Origin of the sequence: Chryseobacterium sp. ON_d1, from assembly GCF_006829085.1 — a bacterium.
In the GTDB taxonomy this organism is placed as follows: Bacteria; Bacteroidota; Bacteroidia; order Flavobacteriales; family Weeksellaceae; genus Chryseobacterium.
The window spans coordinates 115,308-131,436 of sequence record NZ_BJTC01000010.1 but is presented as its reverse complement, the minus strand read 5'-3'; the positions used below and the strand labels follow the sequence as shown (position 1 = coordinate 131,436).

The 16,129-nt window shown below is 38.2% G+C and carries 16 protein-coding genes and 1 riboswitch; of the genes, 11 read left to right on the top strand and 5 right to left on the bottom strand.

From position 1 onward, the window contains the following. Positions 1-72 precede the first annotated feature (72 nt). The 5 genes from CRS_RS16480 to CRS_RS16460 form a co-directional block, all read right to left on the bottom strand. Positions 73-954, bottom strand: coding sequence for a cbb3-type cytochrome c oxidase N-terminal domain-containing protein (locus CRS_RS16480; protein WP_142725114.1), 882 nt, complete (start codon positions 952-954; stop codon positions 73-75). Positions 955-964: 10 nt separating this feature from the next. Continuing rightward, entirely contained in the window at positions 965-1,165 is a 201-nt protein-coding gene (locus tag CRS_RS16475) for a cbb3-type cytochrome c oxidase subunit 3 (protein ID WP_002983870.1), read from the bottom strand. A 16-nt stretch (positions 1,166-1,181) separates the two neighbouring features. After that, positions 1,182-3,443: a cytochrome-c oxidase, cbb3-type subunit I gene (gene ccoN, locus CRS_RS16470; RefSeq protein WP_142725113.1), complete on the bottom strand. Its 2,262-nt coding sequence runs from the start codon at positions 3,441-3,443 to the stop codon at positions 1,182-1,184. A gap of 5 nt (positions 3,444-3,448) precedes the next feature. Then, positions 3,449-3,676, bottom strand: coding sequence for a cbb3-type cytochrome oxidase assembly protein CcoS (gene ccoS / locus CRS_RS16465; protein ID WP_142725112.1), 228 nt, complete (start codon positions 3,674-3,676; stop codon positions 3,449-3,451). A gap of 109 nt (positions 3,677-3,785) precedes the next feature. Further along, positions 3,786-6,164 carry a heavy metal translocating P-type ATPase metal-binding domain-containing protein gene (locus tag CRS_RS16460; protein WP_142725111.1) on the bottom strand — a complete coding sequence of 793 codons (2,379 nt, stop codon included), beginning with the start codon at positions 6,162-6,164 and terminating at the stop codon, positions 3,786-3,788. Positions 6,165-6,253: 89 nt separating this feature from the next. Between CRS_RS16460 and CRS_RS16455 the strand changes: the two genes are divergently transcribed. The 11 genes from CRS_RS16455 to CRS_RS16405 all read left to right on the top strand — a co-directional run bounded on the left by CRS_RS16455 (position 6,254) and on the right by CRS_RS16405 (position 16,126). After that, positions 6,254-6,967 (top strand): Crp/Fnr family transcriptional regulator, encoded by a 714-nt coding sequence (locus CRS_RS16455; RefSeq protein WP_142725110.1) that lies wholly within the window; start codon positions 6,254-6,256, stop codon positions 6,965-6,967. 61 nt (positions 6,968-7,028) lie between these two features. Next, a complete protein-coding gene (panB, locus tag CRS_RS16450; protein ID WP_142725109.1) occupies positions 7,029-7,844 on the top strand; it encodes a 3-methyl-2-oxobutanoate hydroxymethyltransferase in 816 nt (271 codons plus the stop codon). A 3-nt stretch (positions 7,845-7,847) separates the two neighbouring features. Next, entirely contained in the window at positions 7,848-8,162 is a 315-nt protein-coding gene (locus CRS_RS16445; protein WP_142725108.1) for a hypothetical protein, read from the top strand. An 11-nt stretch (positions 8,163-8,173) separates the two neighbouring features. Next, the gene (locus tag CRS_RS16440; protein ID WP_142725107.1) at positions 8,174-8,848 is read left to right on the top strand and encodes an RluA family pseudouridine synthase; all 675 of its coding nucleotides are present in this window, start codon (positions 8,174-8,176) and stop codon (positions 8,846-8,848) included. A gap of 216 nt (positions 8,849-9,064) precedes the next feature. Next, on the top strand, positions 9,065-11,134 hold the full coding sequence (locus CRS_RS16435) for a T9SS type A sorting domain-containing protein (protein ID WP_142725106.1): 2,070 nt from the start codon (positions 9,065-9,067) through the stop codon (positions 11,132-11,134). 105 nt (positions 11,135-11,239) lie between these two features. Then, positions 11,240-11,336: riboswitch (TPP riboswitch) on the top strand. Positions 11,337-11,393: 57 nt separating this feature from the next. Next, entirely contained in the window at positions 11,394-11,600 is a 207-nt protein-coding gene (gene thiS, locus CRS_RS16430; RefSeq protein ID WP_142725105.1) for a sulfur carrier protein ThiS, read from the top strand. A 24-nt stretch (positions 11,601-11,624) separates the two neighbouring features. Then, a complete protein-coding gene (thiC, locus tag CRS_RS16425; protein WP_142725104.1) occupies positions 11,625-13,436 on the top strand; it encodes a phosphomethylpyrimidine synthase ThiC in 1,812 nt (603 codons plus the stop codon). Continuing rightward, positions 13,433-14,020, top strand: a complete 588-nt coding sequence (locus CRS_RS16420; protein WP_142725103.1) for a thiamine phosphate synthase — start codon at positions 13,433-13,435, stop codon at positions 14,018-14,020. The genes thiC and CRS_RS16420 overlap by 4 nt, the downstream gene beginning before the upstream one ends. After that, entirely contained in the window at positions 13,996-14,733 is a 738-nt protein-coding gene (locus tag CRS_RS16415; protein ID WP_142725102.1) for a hydroxymethylpyrimidine/phosphomethylpyrimidine kinase, read from the top strand. Before CRS_RS16420 ends, CRS_RS16415 begins: the two co-directional genes overlap by 25 nt. Before the next feature lie 5 nt (positions 14,734-14,738). Then, positions 14,739-15,353, top strand: coding sequence for a thiamine phosphate synthase (locus CRS_RS16410; protein ID WP_142725101.1), 615 nt, complete (start codon positions 14,739-14,741; stop codon positions 15,351-15,353). Next, positions 15,350-16,126 carry a thiazole synthase gene (locus tag CRS_RS16405; protein ID WP_142725100.1) on the top strand — a complete coding sequence of 259 codons (777 nt, stop codon included), beginning with the start codon at positions 15,350-15,352 and terminating at the stop codon, positions 16,124-16,126. Before CRS_RS16410 ends, CRS_RS16405 begins: the two co-directional genes overlap by 4 nt. Positions 16,127-16,129 lie beyond the last annotated feature (3 nt).

The window sequence follows — 16,129 nt, the reverse complement described above, 5'->3', positions numbered from 1 at the left end:
AAAACATAATTCGTTACTATTTTAATCTAATAACAAATTATGTTTTTTTCATATGTTTTCTAATTTTTTAAATTATTCTTTTTCCCAATGCGCTTCAGTTCCTTGAGGAGCTGCTCCTCCCTGAGCTGGAGTCACTGGTGGCTGCTCCTGATTGATGTGATATACATAAGCTGCAATCTTTTCAATTTCAGCACCTGAAACTTCTCCATTCTTACCGAATGGTCTCATCGCAGGGTTAGTTGGAGAACCATTCCAGTCCATATGGAATACGTTTTTGAATAATGTCTTCTCAGGCTGGTTGATCCAGTAGTTATCAGTAAGGTTTGGACCAATACCTCCACTACCATCTTCCTTGTGACAAGATGCACAGTTTGTTTTGAATAATTCTTTACCTTCTGCGATATTATCAGCTGAATATTTAGCTGTTTCAATCGTTACAGGAGGCTGAGATTTCTGATATTCCTCAATACTTGCCAACTGCTCTTTATATTCTTTTTCATATTCGCTTAGCGGGTGAGCGAAATCTGTGAAAGAGTAAGCGGCAATATATACAATACAAAAAGCGGTCCCAAAATAGAATAAACCTACCCACCATTTCGGTAACTGGTTATCCAACTCCATGATTCCATCGAAACCGTGGTCGATAAGGATATCTTTTTCCTCAGAAGCAGATTGCTTTTTGAATGCACTTTGGTACAATCTTTTGAAATAAGGAACTTTCTTTTCAGCTAAATAAGCTGCCTTCTCTTCAGGAGATAATTTCTTGAATTTGTTGTTTTCAATAAGGTCTCCGATAGCACTATGAATGTAGGCAAGGATACCGGCGATCACAACAGTTCCCCAGAAGTAAGGTGAAGAAAGGAACGCGTAGCTCTGTACAAATAAATAATAAAAAACTATTAAAAGTCCGATTATTATTAAGATGTTTATAACAACAGGTGTTCTTTGTTTCATAAAAAATAGTTTAATTTTTTAAATTAAAATCGTCATCTTCATCATCCCCAAGAGGAGCCTCTTCTTCTTCTTTGTAATATTTTTTAGGTCTGCTAAAAACATAGATTACCAAAGCGATGAAGAACAGCATAAAGAAAATCAGAGCCAGTGTCTGGTAGAAGCCAGCATTTTCTGTATTGGATAATATATCTTTAAAGTTCTGAGGAATCATATGAACCTTTTAATGTTTAGTTATTACTTGCTGTTTTGATTTCAGTTGTTTTGATATCTGTACCTAATCTCTGAAGATAGGAAATAAGAGCTACAATTTCTTTTTTCTCTAATTCTCCCTGAGGTCTCTTAGCATAAGCCTGCTTAAGGTCATTTGCTTCAGAGAAGATATCTTTTACAATTTTTGCTGATTGGTTGTTAGCCCATTTGTCTGCAGAATCGATTTCAGCCTTGGTATAAGGTACATCGAATACATTTTTCATCAGCTTCATTTTGCTTACCATTTTAGATCTGTCCAGATCAGTCGCAATTAACCAAGGATAACGAGGCATGATGGAACCTGCAGAAGTAGATCTTGGGTTATACATGTGTTTGTAGTGCCAAGAACTTGGGTTTTTACCACCTTCTCTATGTAAATCCGGTCCTGTTCTCTTAGAACCCCATAGGAATGGTCTGTCGTATACAAATTCCCCAGCTTTGGAGTATTGTCCGTTTTTACCGTTAAATCTAACAATCTCGTCTCTGAACGGTCTTACCATCTGAGAGTGACAAGCGTTACATCCTTCACGGATATAGATATCTCTACCTTCTAGTTCCAGTGGTGAATAAGGTTTCACCGCAGAAATGGTAGGTACACTTTTCTTAAGAGATAGTGTAGGGATAATTTCAATTGAACTACCGATAGATATTGTAATGAAAGATAGAATTCCTAATAATACAGGAGTTCTTTCTAACCAAAGGTGAGTCCCTTCTCCTTCTTTTCTGTTTTTACTGATATTTGCCAACGCAGGTGCTTCAGCAGGAACTTCTTTCTGGAATGATCCTTTTCTTACTGTAGCAATTACATTGATGATCATTAGGATAGATCCTGAGATATAGAATAAACCTCCTACGAATCTCATTTTGAAGTAAGGAATAATTGCCGTTACTGTATCCAACCAGTTTTTCCATAATAGGGTTCCGTCCGGGTTGAATTGCTTCCACATTAAACCTTGTGTAAATCCTGAAATATACATTGGTACTGCATAGAAGATGATTCCTAAAGTACCTAACCAGAAATGCCAGTTAGCTAATTTTACAGACCAAAGTTTTGTTCTCCACATGATTGGTACCAGGTAATAGATAACCCCGAATGCCATGAAACCATTCCATCCAAGAGCTCCTAAGTGTACGTGACCGATAACCCAGTCTGTAAAGTGACCAATTTTGTTGATGTTTTTAGTTGCCAAAAGCGGCCCTTCAAACGTTGCCATACCATAGCATGTAACAGCTACTACGAAGAACTTAAGGATAGGATTTTCTCTTACTTTATCCCAAGCTCCTCTTAAGGTAAGAAGACCATTTAACATACCTCCCCATGATGGTGCAATAAGCATGATAGAGAAACCTGTTCCTACCGCCTGAGCCCAAGCCGGAAGAGCTGTATACTGAAGGTGGTGAGGACCAGCCCAGATATATACGAAAATTAATGACCAGAAGTGAATAATAGACAGTTTATAAGAGAATACCGGTCTGTCTGCTGCCTTCGGAAGGAAGTAATACATTAAACCTAGAACCGGAGTTGTCAATACGAATGCTACCGCATTATGTCCGTACCACCACTGTACAATAGCATCTTTTACCCCCGCATATGCTGAATAGGATTTCCAGCCTGTGAAAGATAAAGGTACTTCAAGGTTGTTGAAGATGTGAAGCATTGCTACTGCAATCCAGGTACCGATATAGAACCAGATGGCAACATACAGGTGTCTCACTCTTCTCTTCGAAATAGTCAGGAACATATTGATACCAAAAATGATCCATGAGAATGCGATCAATATGTCGATCGGCCACTCGTGCTCAGCATATTCCTTAGAGGTATTGATCCCCATAAAGAATGTAATGAACGTAGCAACGATCATAAACTGCCAAGTCCAGAAATGTAGCCAAGACAATGTATCACTGTACATTCTTGTTTTTAATAATCTTTGTAATGAGTAATAAATACCCGTGTAAACAATGTTACAAACGAATGCAAAGATTACGGTATTGGTGTGCAACATTCTGATTCTACCAAAACCAAATGCACCATGTGTGTTTATTAACCCTTGAATATTACCTGATGCCAAACTTTTAATGGTTGTATCATCTGTCCCGAAAAAGAATTCAGGTAACTCTGGGTAGAAAAGCATTAATGCCGCCGTAAGTCCAAACGTAAATCCTATAAGACCAAAGACAATGGTCGCATATAGGAACGCACGGACAATACTGTTGTCATAACTAAACTTCTGTGTTTCCATATCAACTATTCACTATTTTTCTCAATTTTATTATTTTCTCCTATTTCTTTCTCGTCTTTATTTTTGTCGCCAGTTTCATCATTTTCTTTGATTTTTTCATCATCAAAAAGGATTCTGACAGCAGGAGATTCATCATCCTCAAACTGTCCTTTTCGGGCATACACTATAAATACGACCAAGAAAATCGCAGCCAAAGAAACACTGCAGAGGATCATTAAATATAGAATATCCATTGGACAACAAAATTAACCTATTTTCGGGGTTCAAATTTAGTGAAAAATAATGACATTCATCACGAAATGCCGATTTCAGCTAATTTAAAATCAGTCTAAATAAGGGCTTTTACGCCTGTTTTTTGAAATGTTTGCGACCTAAAATCCATGTTGAAAGTGTAGTAAAGGTAACCACTGTGATCGAACTGATTGGCATAAGGATTGCTGCAAAAAGCGGATGCATATGTCCTGTAACAGCGTAACTTAAACCAACGATATTGTACAGAAAACTGATTATAAATGTCATTTTCACAATGGTGATAGACCCTTTGCAGACATTCAGGTAGTTATCAAGGGTAGCCACTTTTTCACCATTCATGATTACATCAGAAGAGGGTGTGAAACTGTTGGTGTCGTCAGCAATGGCTATTCCTACATTACTCTGTTTTAGGGCTCCGGCGTCATTAAGACCGTCTCCAAGCATCGCTACTTTCATGTGCTGATCCTGAAGGGATTTAATATAATTCAGTTTGTCTTCCGGGCTTTGGTTAAAGGACATTCCTTTGTAATTTGGGATAAGCTCTTTTAGCTGATTTTCTTCTGAGGAATTGTCTCCGCTCAGGATAAATATTTTGTATTGGGTAAGTTTTGTGAAAAGTTCTTTCAGCTTCGGACGGTATTCATTTTTAAAGATGAATTTACCTAAGCATTCGTTATTTTTGCTGATATAAACTGCTGTTTCAAGATTTTTAGGTTTCTGATTATTGTAACGGGCAGAGCCGATCTTATAAAGATTTCCTCTTACCCTGGCTTCATATCCTTTTCCTGAAATTTCAACGAAATTTTCTACCGGAAAATAATCATCATTTACTTCGATGAATTCATATAATGATTTTGAAAGCGGGTGATTGGAGTTCTTTAGTAAAGTCTTAATATTCAGAGAATCAAATTCGCTGATCTCAGATCCTTCGTACTTGATGTTTGATTTTTTTCTATGGGTGATGGTTCCTGTTTTATCAAAAACAATCGTGTCCAGTTTCGCGATTTTTTCAATTGTCAAAGTATCTTTTACGTAAAATTTATTTCGGCCTAAAATCCTCATGATATGTCCGAAAGTGAATGGTGCAGATAGTGCGAGCGCACAGGGACATGCAATGATAAGGATGGCTGAAATAACCTGGAACATTTTCTCTAGATCAATAAATGACCAGTAAATCCCGGAAATTAAAGCGATACCTAAAATAATGAATGTGAAATATTTACTAATGTTGTTTGTCAGGGTGTCAAGCCCGGTCTCATGTTTTTTGAAAGCTTCTTTATTCCAAAGCTGAGTTAAATAACTTTGATCTACGTTTTTAATCACTTCAAGCTCTAAAGAAGATCCGATCTGCTTACCTCCGGCAAAAATCTTATCACCAGGCTGTTTGCTGATGCTTTCGCTTTCTCCGGTAATAAAACTGTTGTCGATGTTTCCTTCCCCGTTAATCAGAATGGCATCTACAGGGATGATTTCCTGGTTTCTAACTAAAATTCTGTCTCCTATTTTTACCTCTGAAAGAAGGATGTTTTCCTGTTTTCCTTCAAAATCTACCTTGGTAACAGCAATTGGGTAGAAAGATTTATAATCTCTGTCATAGGAAAGAGCACTGTATGTTCTTTTCTGAAAGATCTTCCCGAGAAGCATGAAGAATAAAAGTCCACAAAGTGTATCGAAATATCCCGGGCCATAATCTGTTACCACTTCATAGATACTTCTTCCGTATAGGACAAGAATTCCTAAAACAATCGGAACATCAATGTTGACGATCTTATTTTTTAAACCATACCATGCAGATTTGTAATAATCTGAAGCTGAATAAAATACAACAGGTGTTGCCAGGAGGAATATTAAGGTTCTGAATAAACCTTTATAATGTTCCATCCAATAATCTTCCCCTCCAATGTACTCGGGAAAGGCAAGGAACATTCCATTACCAAAAGCAAAGGCGGCAATGGCAAATTTTACTAATAAAGATTTGTCAAGATGGTCTTCATTTTTATCAGCAGTTTCAAGACTGATGACAGGTTTGTATCCCAGATTGGTTAAAAAATTAGCTAGTTCGCTTAATTTCAAATCATTATGATTGAATGAAATCTGTAAGGTCTTCCTCGTGAAATTAACCTGAGAATATTTGATGTGCTGATTTAATGTATGGAGGCTTTCCAATAGCCAGATGCAGGAAGAACAGTGGATTACAGGAATTTTGAATGTGACAAGGCTGGTGTTTCCTTCAGAGAAATCGGTTACTTTTTCAAAAATTTCAGGAGTATCCAAATAGTCAAACTGGGTAGAATTTTCATCACTCGGACGAATTCCTGCCCCTTTGTTAAGCTGATAAAAATTGCTTAAGTTATTTGTATTCAGAATTTCATAAACAGACTTGCAGCCATTGCAACAGAAAGTCTTCTCATCAAATAAAATTCTCTCTTTTTCTATACCTTGACCACAATGAAAACAGTTCTCGTTCACCACCATAAAATATTGAACTACAAAATTATAACAATTTTTTTTGTTTATCGCGTTAAAAAGTTCTATTTTTGTGATAAATATCATATAAAATGCCGCAGGAACAACAGATAGCAATTGAAGAGAGGTTCGCCAGAGTTTTTAATGATAAATCATTTAAGGAAAGACTTTCTAGCGCAGATTTTGAAAAATATATTAATGGCAAAAAGAAACTGAGTTTTCAGAAACATGAAACCATTTTCGAGGATGGAGAAACTCCCAAAGGAGTGTTTGTCCTGGAAAAAGGTGCTGCCAAACTTTCAAAATCAGGAGCATTCGGGAAAGACCAGATTTTAAGGTTTATCAAAGAAGGGGATATTATTGGCTATCGTTCTTTGCTTTGCGGGGAAAATTTCCAGGCTAAAGCTGAAGCCATGACAGATATCGAATGTGTTTTTTTACCTGCTGATATCTTCATGTATCTTCTGGAAGTAGATCCACAGCTGTCTTTCGTAATGCTTCAGAAAATTTCTTACGAATTGGGAGAATCATCCAATACCATTACTTTCCTTGCTCAGAAAACGGTAAGAGAAAGACTGGCAGAAATCCTGCTGCTTCTGGAGCAGAAACTGGGAGTAGATCCTGAAGGGTTCATCAAAATCTCATTGACGAGAGAAGAAATTGCCAACATTATCGGCACTGCCACAGAAAGTGCCATCCGTCTGATCTCTGAATTCAAGCAGGATAACCTGATTGAAGTGGACGGAAGAAATATCAAGATTTTAAATCACGATAAACTCATGAAACTCGGTCACGTAGTTTTATAAAAATCATACAAAACTTAAGTCGGCTCAGGCCGACTTTTTAACTTTTAAAAATAGATAAATTATGTCTGTTCACTCTGAAATTAAAAAAGTTACGACTGAAACCTTGCGTAAAATGAAATTCGACAAGGAGAAAATAACAATGCTTACGGCTTATGATTTTACCACAGCAAAGATGGTAGATGCGGGCGGAGTAGATGCTATTTTGATTGGAGACTCTGCAGCGAATGTAATGGCCGGTTTTGAAACTACATTACCCATTACGCTGGATCAAATGATCTATCATGCTCAAAGTGTGGTAAGAGGAACCGACAGAGCTTTGGTGGTAGCGGATCTGCCTTTCGGGACCTATCAGAGTAATCCTGAAAAAGCATTGGAATCTGCGGTAAGAATGATGAAAGAAGGTGGGGCACATGCTGTAAAAATTGAAGGCGGAAAAGAAATTTCCAAATCAATTAAAAAAATCATCAATGCCGGAATTCCGGTAATGGGACATTTGGGATTAACACCACAGTCGATCTATAAATTCGGAACGTATAAAGTAAGAGCAAAAGAAGAGGCAGAAGCTGAAAAACTGATTGCTGATGCACAGTTATTGGAAGAACTGGGGTGTTTCTCAGTCGTATTGGAGAAAATTCCTGCAGATTTAGCAAAGAAAGTGACAGACAGTATTTCCATTCCAACGATCGGAATCGGAGCCGGAGCACATTGTGACGGACAGGTTTTGGTATATCATGATATGGTGGGAATGAACAAAGGGTTCAGCCCGAAATTCCTGAGAAGATATCTTGACCTTTACACAGAAATTACAGGAGCTGTTTCCCAATATGTAAAAGATGTAAAAAGTGTAGAGTTTCCAAACGAAAACGAAAGCTATTAATCTATGCAAAATCAACAGTCTGTCCAGGGAATATTATCTATCGCAGCCTTGATTTGTCTTGCTGTGGGCTGGTTTAATCTATTTTCTCCGGAAATTAATCATTTGCTTTCAAGAAAAGTTTTTTATGTTTTGATCGGAGCGAGCTTCTTTATTCAGGCTCCGTTACTTACGAATAAGAATTTTGTCTATGCGATGTATGCCGCCGCCGCAATCTGTGTATTTGGAGCATTCATTCCGGAAGGCTCAAAACTTTCAGCCATCAAAACAGTTGGGCTTCTTGCAGGAATTATCCTGTCATTATCTAATAGAAGAAGATAAACTGAAGAGGTATGAAGGAGCAGATTATATATGAGGACAATCATCTTCTGGTGGTCAATAAAAAAGTCGGACAACTTGTTCAGGGTGATAAGACCGGTGATGAATCACTATTAGAATCCATCAAGAACTTTATAAAAATAAGAGATGCTAAGCCGGGAAATGTTTTTCTCGGCTTGGTGCATCGTATAGACAGGCCTACTTCCGGGCTGGTGATCTATGCAAAAACATCTAAAGCACTTTCCCGGCTTACGCAGATGGTGAAAAACCGTGAAGTGAAAAAAACATATTGGGCAGTCGTGGGAAAAGAATTGATTCCGCAAAGCCAAAGGCTGGTTCATTATTTAAAGAAAAACGAAAAAAATAATAAAGCCATTGTTTTTCCAAAAGCTACGGAAGGAGCCAAAGAAGCAATCCTGACGTATCATGTAATCAAAACATTAGACAATTATTTGTTGCTGGAAATTGACCTTGAAACGGGAAGACATCATCAGATCAGGGCTCAGCTGTCTAAAACAGGAGTTCCCATTAAAGGAGACTTAAAATATGGAGCACCTCGCTCTAATCCGGATGGAGGTATTAATCTTCACGCCAGAAAACTGGAATTTATTCATCCGGTTACTAAAGAAAACATAGAAATCATAGCTCCTGTTCCGCAGAATGATGCGATCTGGAGAGCTTGTGAATAGAAAATTTATTTAATTTTAAAAAATATTAAATTAAATGACTGTAAAAGAGTAGCACAATGCTACTCTTTTTTTATTTAATATATTTTTATTAATAAATAGTTTTCGTTTTGTGTTTTTTAATTTATTACAAATAAATTTAATTTTTTTGTATTGAATTTTAATTTACGTTGATTTTTTTGTAAATTTTTATATATTAGTGCTTCCAAATTTACATTTATGAAGCTACTTTACAATTTAAACATTTTTAAACATTTCAGAAAACAGAATTTTAGAATACTGACACTTTGCTCTCTGTTGTTGTCAGGGGCACATTCATTGGTGAGTGCTCAGGCAAAAGCCTATTCGTTTGCTCAGTCTACAGGGACTTTTACAACGGTTACAGGAGGAACTGTTTTAGGAACCGCTACAGCAAACTCAGGAACGGAAAGTTTATATCAAGTAACGCCTTATGATGTGGCGTTGCCTTTTAATTTTAATTATAATGGTACTGTTTACACCAGTATTAAGATCTCTTCCAATGGCTATATCACTTTCGGAACTACAGCTCCCAGTACGTCAAATTCTGTTCCTATATCATCAACGGAGGCTTATGAAGGAGCGATTTCTGTTTTTGGTAAAGGTTTAAATACATTTGCTAATTTAGGTGGAATTACAGGTGATATCAGAACGGATGTTGTAGGAACTGCACCTAATAGAGAGATGGTGATTCAATGGACCAATTTTAGACCTGCATACGGAACTTCTTCTACATCTGCCTATGCGTTTTCTTTTCAAATTAGATTGAAAGAAACGACTAATGTTATTGATATGGTTTACAATAGCGGAGCATTTGCCATTGGTTCTACTAATGTTTTAGGAACTGTTCAGGTTGGGCTTCGTGGGGCATCAAACTCTGATTATAATAATCGTTTAAATGCAAGTACATTAGCATTTACCAGCTCAACTCCCGGAACAGCTAACACAAGTACACAATATACAAGTACTGCTTCTACTTCTACAGCAGGAATGCCTCCGGCAGGATTTACTTATACATGGACTCCTCCTACTTGTTTTGCTCCAACTTTAACAACGGGGTCATCTACTCCCAATTCAGTTACTGTTAACTGGACCGCTCCGATGCCATCTCCTGCGACTTATGATGTATACTATAATACTACCAATATTGCACCGACAAGTACTACAACTCCAACACAAACTAATATTACAGGGACATCAGCAACAATTAATTCGTTGGCAAGTACCACTTCATATTATGTTTGGGTAAGGTCTAATTGTGGGGCTGGAAATTATAGTGAATGGTCTGCTTTACCAATACTTTTAAATACACCTTGTCAGCCGTCCAATATACTTTCGACAGCAGGAGCAACAGTTTGCCCTGGAACCTCCGCAACTTTAAATGCTACAGCTGATGCTGGAGCAACTGTAAAATGGTATGATGTTCCAACAGGAGGAACTTCAATAGCAAGTGGAAATTCATACACTACACCATCACTTACCACTACAACCAATTATTGGGTAAGTGCAATGAAAGAGACGCAGGGATTGGTTGGAAAAAAGATCATTGAAAGTGGAGCATCAACTGGAGGAGGTTTAAGTTCATATATGATATTTTCTGTATATTCAACTTTTACATTAAAAACAGTAGATGTATTTCCATATTCTTCAACTGATGGTACACCAGGTACCGTTACCGTAGAGCTAAGAAATTCATCAGGTACTGTAATTGCATCTAAAGTAGTAAATGTAGTGGGGCATAATTCCACGGCTAATTCTATACCACAAACAATAACCCTGGACTTTGTTATCCCGCCAGGTAGTAACTATAGATTAGGTGTTGGTGCATGGACTGGAGTCACGAATATGTATAGAGATAGTACGAATTTAGCATTTCCATATTCTTTCCCAGGTGTTGTAGACATCACTGGCAGTAGTTTGGGTGCAGCATATTTTTACTTTTTCTACAATTGGGGAATTTTAACAGAGTGTGAATCTTCACGTCAGCAGATAACGGCAACTGTTGATGCGGTAGCTTGTTTAGGAATTTCTGAAACCGGTGCCAAAGGCGATGTGAAAGTTTATCCGAACCCATTCTCGGAAATTATCAATGTCCATAAGCCTGAATTGGTAAAATCTGCTAAAGTACTTGATCTTTCAGGGAAATTAATCAGAACAATTGATTATCCGCAAGCTACAGTAAGATTACAGGATCTTTCAGCAGGTGTTTATATTCTGATTTTAGATATGAAAGACGGAACTCAACAGTCTGTTAAAATAATTAAGAAATAAAAATAAAACAAGATATCTTTAATTAAAAAGCGGTGTTCATTCATCGCTTTTTTGTTTTTTTGAAATATGAAATTTTGTGTATTCTGAGAAAATGCCTAACTTCGTCTCAAACTTTAGGGGTGTCTGTTGCCAACAGACTGAGACTTTACCCTTTGAACCTGATCTGGATCATACCAGCGTAGGGAAAAGTAGATGACTTTTGCTGTACATTCTATTGTACAATAATGGCCATTCCTGAAGTGATTTAATTTATTTAGGAATGGAACTTATAATCAACCACACCCGAAAAACATTCGATGTACTTCCCGAAAATCTGGAGGCATTACTGGCTATTGAGCTGCCAGGAAAGAGAAAGGGCATCGCTGTAGCTCTTAACAACCGTATTATTCCACTGTCCGCCTGGGCGGAAACCATCCTCAGTAATAACGATTCTATTTTAATCATCACTGCCACTCAGGGCGGTTAATTCTCATATTAAATACCAATACTTATGGCTCACTCCATTACATGTTCGCCATTTCCGAACTCAAAGAAAATCTATGTTGAAGGAATATTACATCCTATCAATGTAGCCATGCGTGAAATACAGCTTAGTCCGACCAAACTGACCAATGGCGGCTTTGAACATAATGCTCCGGTAACAATTTATGATACTTCAGGGCCTTACACCGATGAAAATGCAACCATTGATATTCAGAAAGGACTTCCGAGAATCAGAGAGCAATGGATTCTGGATAGGAATGATGTGAATATCCTGGACGGAATTACTTCTGAATACGGGAAAGCCCGTTTGGCAGATCCACGTCTTGATGAACTGAGGTTTTCCTATGACCATAAACCTAAAGTGGCCAAAGAAGGAAAAGAACTTACCCAGCTTTATTATGCCAAACAGGGAATAATCACTCCGGAAATGGAATATGTGGCGATCAGAGAAAACCAAAGGATAGAGCAGCTGGATTCCGTATCTAAAGAAATGAGCTTTCAACATCCGGGACACAGCTTTGGAGCGAATACTCCGAAAAATAAGATCACTCCGGAATTTGTAAGAGACGAAATTGCTGCAGGAAGAGCCATCATTCCGAATAACATCAACCATCCGGAAAGTGAACCGATGATTATCGGGAGAAATTTCCTGGTAAAGATCAATGCCAATATCGGAAACAGTGCCGTTTCATCCAGTATTGAAGAGGAGGTGGAAAAAGCGGTCTGGGCTTGCCGATGGGGAGCAGATACCATTATGGACCTTTCTACAGGGAAAAATATTCATGAAACAAGAGAATGGATCATCAGAAACAGTCCGGTTCCGATAGGTACCGTTCCTATTTATCAGGCATTGGAAAAAGTGAAAGGTGTTCCGGAAGATCTTACATGGGAAATCTTCAGAGATACGCTGATTGAACAGGCTGAGCAGGGAGTTTCTTATTTCACCATCCACGCAGGGGTTTTATTAAGATATATTCACTTGACAGCTAACAGAGTAACCGGAATTGTATCCAGAGGAGGATCGATTATGGCAAAATGGTGTCTGTTTCATCATAAAGAAAGCTTCCTGTATACCCATTTTGAAGAGATTTGTGAGATCATGAAAAAATACGACGTGGCTTTCTCTTTGGGAGATGGTCTTCGCCCGGGATCTATTGCAGATGCCAATGATGCAGCACAGTTTGCAGAGCTGGAAACGTTAGGTGAACTGACTAAAATTGCCTGGAAGCATAATGTGCAGGTAATGATTGAAGGTCCTGGACACGTTCCGATGCACATGATCAAGGAAAATATGGATAAACAGCTGAAAGAATGCCATGAAGCCCCGTTTTATACCTTAGGCCCTTTAACCACGGATATTGCACCGGGGTATGATCATATTACTTCCGGAATCGGAGCAGCTATGATCGGATGGTTTGGCTGTGCCATGCTTTGCTATGTAACACCGAAGGAACATTTGGGACTTCCGAATAAAGATGATGTAAAAGTTGGGGTGATCACCTATAAACTGGCAGCCCATGCGGCAGATTTGGCAAAAGGTCATCCAGGCGCACAATACAGAGACAATGCATTAAGTAAAGCAAGATTTGAATTCAGATGGGAAGACCAGTTCAATCTTTCATTAGATCCCGAAACAGCAAGAGCGTATCATGATGAAACTCTTCCGGCAGAAGGAGCAAAAATTGCCCATTTCTGTTCTATGTGCGGACCGAAATTCTGTTCTATGAAAATCACCCAGGAAATTCGTGAATCTGCAGAAAAAGGAATGCTGGATAAATCGCAGGAATTTATTGAAAAAGGAAAAGAAATCTATATATGATCCTTGTTATCACCCCTGAAATGATCTTTCCTGAGGAAACGGATATTATTAATGAAATGTTTCAGGAAGGTCTTGATCTGCTTCATATCCGAAAGCCATGGATCAGCCGGAATGAAATGATTGAATTGATCAGTAAAATTGATGAAACTTTTCATTCACAGCTGGTGCTGCATACGCATTATGATCTTGGAAAGGAATATCAGATCTCAAGGTTCCATTTCAGGGAAATTGATCGGCAGGAAGAAATGTATAAGTCTTTTGTGAAAGAAAATACCATTTCAACTTCAGTACACGATATCACAACCTACAATACTTTGGATAAAGAATGGGAATATGCTTTCATAAGCCCGTTCTTTCCAAGTATATCCAAAAAAGGATATGGATTGAATTCAACCATTAAGGAAGAAATAAAACACAGGAATAATCCGGATGTCAAATTAATTGCCCTTGGAGGAATTGATCAGGATAATATTCATGAAGTCTTCGAATCAGGTGCAGACGGAGCAGCGCTGTTAGGTGCTGTCTGGGAAAGTGAAGAACCTTTAAAAGTATTCAGAAAATGCAGGAACGTCCTTATGTCATAAGTATTGCAGGTTTCGATCCGAGTGGTGGAGCAGGCTTATTATCAGATCATAAAACTTTTGAACAATCCAAAGTAATGGGATTGGGAGTATGTACTGCACTGACATTGCAAACAGCTTCCCAATGCCTGAGTTTAGAATGGCGTCCTATAGAGCAAGTAAGTGAAGCCATTGAGATATTGATGGAAAATTATCCCGTTTCAGCAGTAAAAATTGGAATTGTAAAGGATGCTGAATTTTTAAGCAAAATTGTACAAACAGTTCAAAAGAATAATTCTGAAGTTAAAATCGTTTGGGATCCTGTTCTGAAAAGTACTTCTGAATTCACTTTTTTTGATCTTGAAACACTTCCTCAATTAAAAAATACCATTAATAAGCTCAGTTTAATAACTCCGAATTATAATGAATACAATGTTTTAAAGGAAAATAATCTTCTACCGGATACCTATCAGTGCGCATTGCTGATGAAAGGAGGGCATAGAAAAGATCTGTTGGGAACGGATATTTTAGTTGAAAACGGAAAAGAAACTCTTTTCGTTCCAGCCGAAAACAATACAGTATATTTTCCTAAACATGGTTCAGGATGTGTTTTATCCTCAGCCATTACTGCAGAACTTGCGAAAGGGAAAGATATGGAAGCGGCCTGCCGGAACGGAAAATTATACATCGGAAAATTTTTAAAAAGCAATCCCTCTTTACTGGGAACACATTCATAGAAAATATGGAAAAATTACAATACATATCGCAGGGAAATACAATGCAGGAACAGGAACTGCATATCCGTAACGCTTTGGATAACGGAATCCAATGGGTTCAGGTACGATGGAAAAATGCGCCTGAAAATGAATTAATCAGCCTTTGTGAAACTTCAAAGAAACTTTGTTCAGAATATCAGGCGGTTTGCATCATCAACGACCATGTACAAATAGCTAAAGAGATCGATGCTGAAGGTGTGCATTTAGGACTAGATGATTGCTCTGTTGATGAAGCGAGGCTGGTCTTAGGTGAAAACAGCATTATTGGCGGAACAGCAAATACGCTTTCAGATGTGATCCGGAGAATTAAAGAACCCTGTGACTACATTGGTTTGGGGCCATTGAGATTTACGACAACTAAAGAAAAGCTAAGCCCTGTTCTTGGATTTGAAGGATATCGGAATATCGTTGAAGGGTTAAAAGATAGATCAATAGAAATTCCTAAAATATTTGCAATCGGTAGCGTTAACCCTGAAGATATTTTACCATTACAGGAAATTGGAATTTATGGTGTTGCGGTTTCCGGGATTATTACCAGGCAGCCAGCGATTATTAACGAATTAAAAAAAGTAATGATATGAACCATCAGAAATTAGAAATAGCAGGAAGAACTTTTGAATCAAGACTGTTTTTAGGAACAGGAAAATTCGGAAGTATGAGAGATATGGTACAGTCTGTTATCGCATCAGAAACCGATATGGTAACTATGGCGCTCAAAAGAATTGATGCCCAATCCAGCGGGGATGATCTGCTTGATTCATTAAAAGAGACTAATGTTCATCTTCTTCCTAATACTTCCGGAGCCAGAACCGCAAAAGAAGCAGTATTGGCAGCGCAATTAGCGAGAGAAGCTCTGGAAACCAACTGGGTAAAACTGGAAATTCATCCGGATCCGAAATATTTACTGCCAGACCCCATTGAAACCTTATATGCCACTGAAGAACTGGCTAAATTAGGATTTATAGTAATGCCTTACATTCATGCTGACCCGGTTCTGTGCAAACGGCTTGAAGACGCCGGCACAGCAGTGGTTATGCCTTTGGGAGCACCTATTGGAACGAATAAAGGATTAAAAACACAGGACTTTCTTGAAATAATCATCAGCCAGAGCAACGTTCCTGTGGTGGTAGATGCAGGAATAGGGGCACCATCTGATGCTGCAAAAGCTATGGAAATGGGAGCGGATGCCGTTTTGGTGAATACTGCCATTGCTGTTGCCGGGAATTCACTTAATATGGCGGTCGCTTTTAAAGAAGGAGTTATTGCCGGAAGAAGGGCTTTTGAATCGGGGTTGGGAGCCATTTCCAGTCACGCTGAAGCTTCAAGTCCGCTGACTTCGTTTTTATTTGAATAAATT

Coding starts and splice junctions, on each gene's coding strand:
- CRS_RS16480 (WP_142725114.1), bottom strand. CDS start 954: ATGAAACAAAGAACACCTGTTGTTATAAACATCTTAATAATAATCGGA.
- CRS_RS16475 (WP_002983870.1), bottom strand. CDS start 1,165: ATGATTCCTCAGAACTTTAAAGATATATTATCCAATACAGAAAATGCT.
- ccoN (WP_142725113.1), bottom strand. CDS start 3,443: ATGGAAACACAGAAGTTTAGTTATGACAACAGTATTGTCCGTGCGTTC.
- ccoS (WP_142725112.1), bottom strand. CDS start 3,676: ATGGATATTCTATATTTAATGATCCTCTGCAGTGTTTCTTTGGCTGCG.
- CRS_RS16455 (WP_142725110.1), top strand. CDS start 6,254: ATGCCGCAGGAACAACAGATAGCAATTGAAGAGAGGTTCGCCAGAGTT.
- panB (WP_142725109.1), top strand. CDS start 7,029: ATGTCTGTTCACTCTGAAATTAAAAAAGTTACGACTGAAACCTTGCGT.
- CRS_RS16445 (WP_142725108.1), top strand. CDS start 7,848: ATGCAAAATCAACAGTCTGTCCAGGGAATATTATCTATCGCAGCCTTG.
- CRS_RS16440 (WP_142725107.1), top strand. CDS start 8,174: ATGAAGGAGCAGATTATATATGAGGACAATCATCTTCTGGTGGTCAAT.
- CRS_RS16435 (WP_142725106.1), top strand. CDS start 9,065: ATGAAGCTACTTTACAATTTAAACATTTTTAAACATTTCAGAAAACAG.
- thiS (WP_142725105.1), top strand. CDS start 11,394: ATGGAACTTATAATCAACCACACCCGAAAAACATTCGATGTACTTCCC.
- thiC (WP_142725104.1), top strand. CDS start 11,625: ATGGCTCACTCCATTACATGTTCGCCATTTCCGAACTCAAAGAAAATC.
- CRS_RS16420 (WP_142725103.1), top strand. CDS start 13,433: ATGATCCTTGTTATCACCCCTGAAATGATCTTTCCTGAGGAAACGGAT.
- CRS_RS16415 (WP_142725102.1), top strand. CDS start 13,996: ATGCAGGAACGTCCTTATGTCATAAGTATTGCAGGTTTCGATCCGAGT.
- CRS_RS16410 (WP_142725101.1), top strand. CDS start 14,739: ATGGAAAAATTACAATACATATCGCAGGGAAATACAATGCAGGAACAG.
- CRS_RS16405 (WP_142725100.1), top strand. CDS start 15,350: ATGAACCATCAGAAATTAGAAATAGCAGGAAGAACTTTTGAATCAAGA.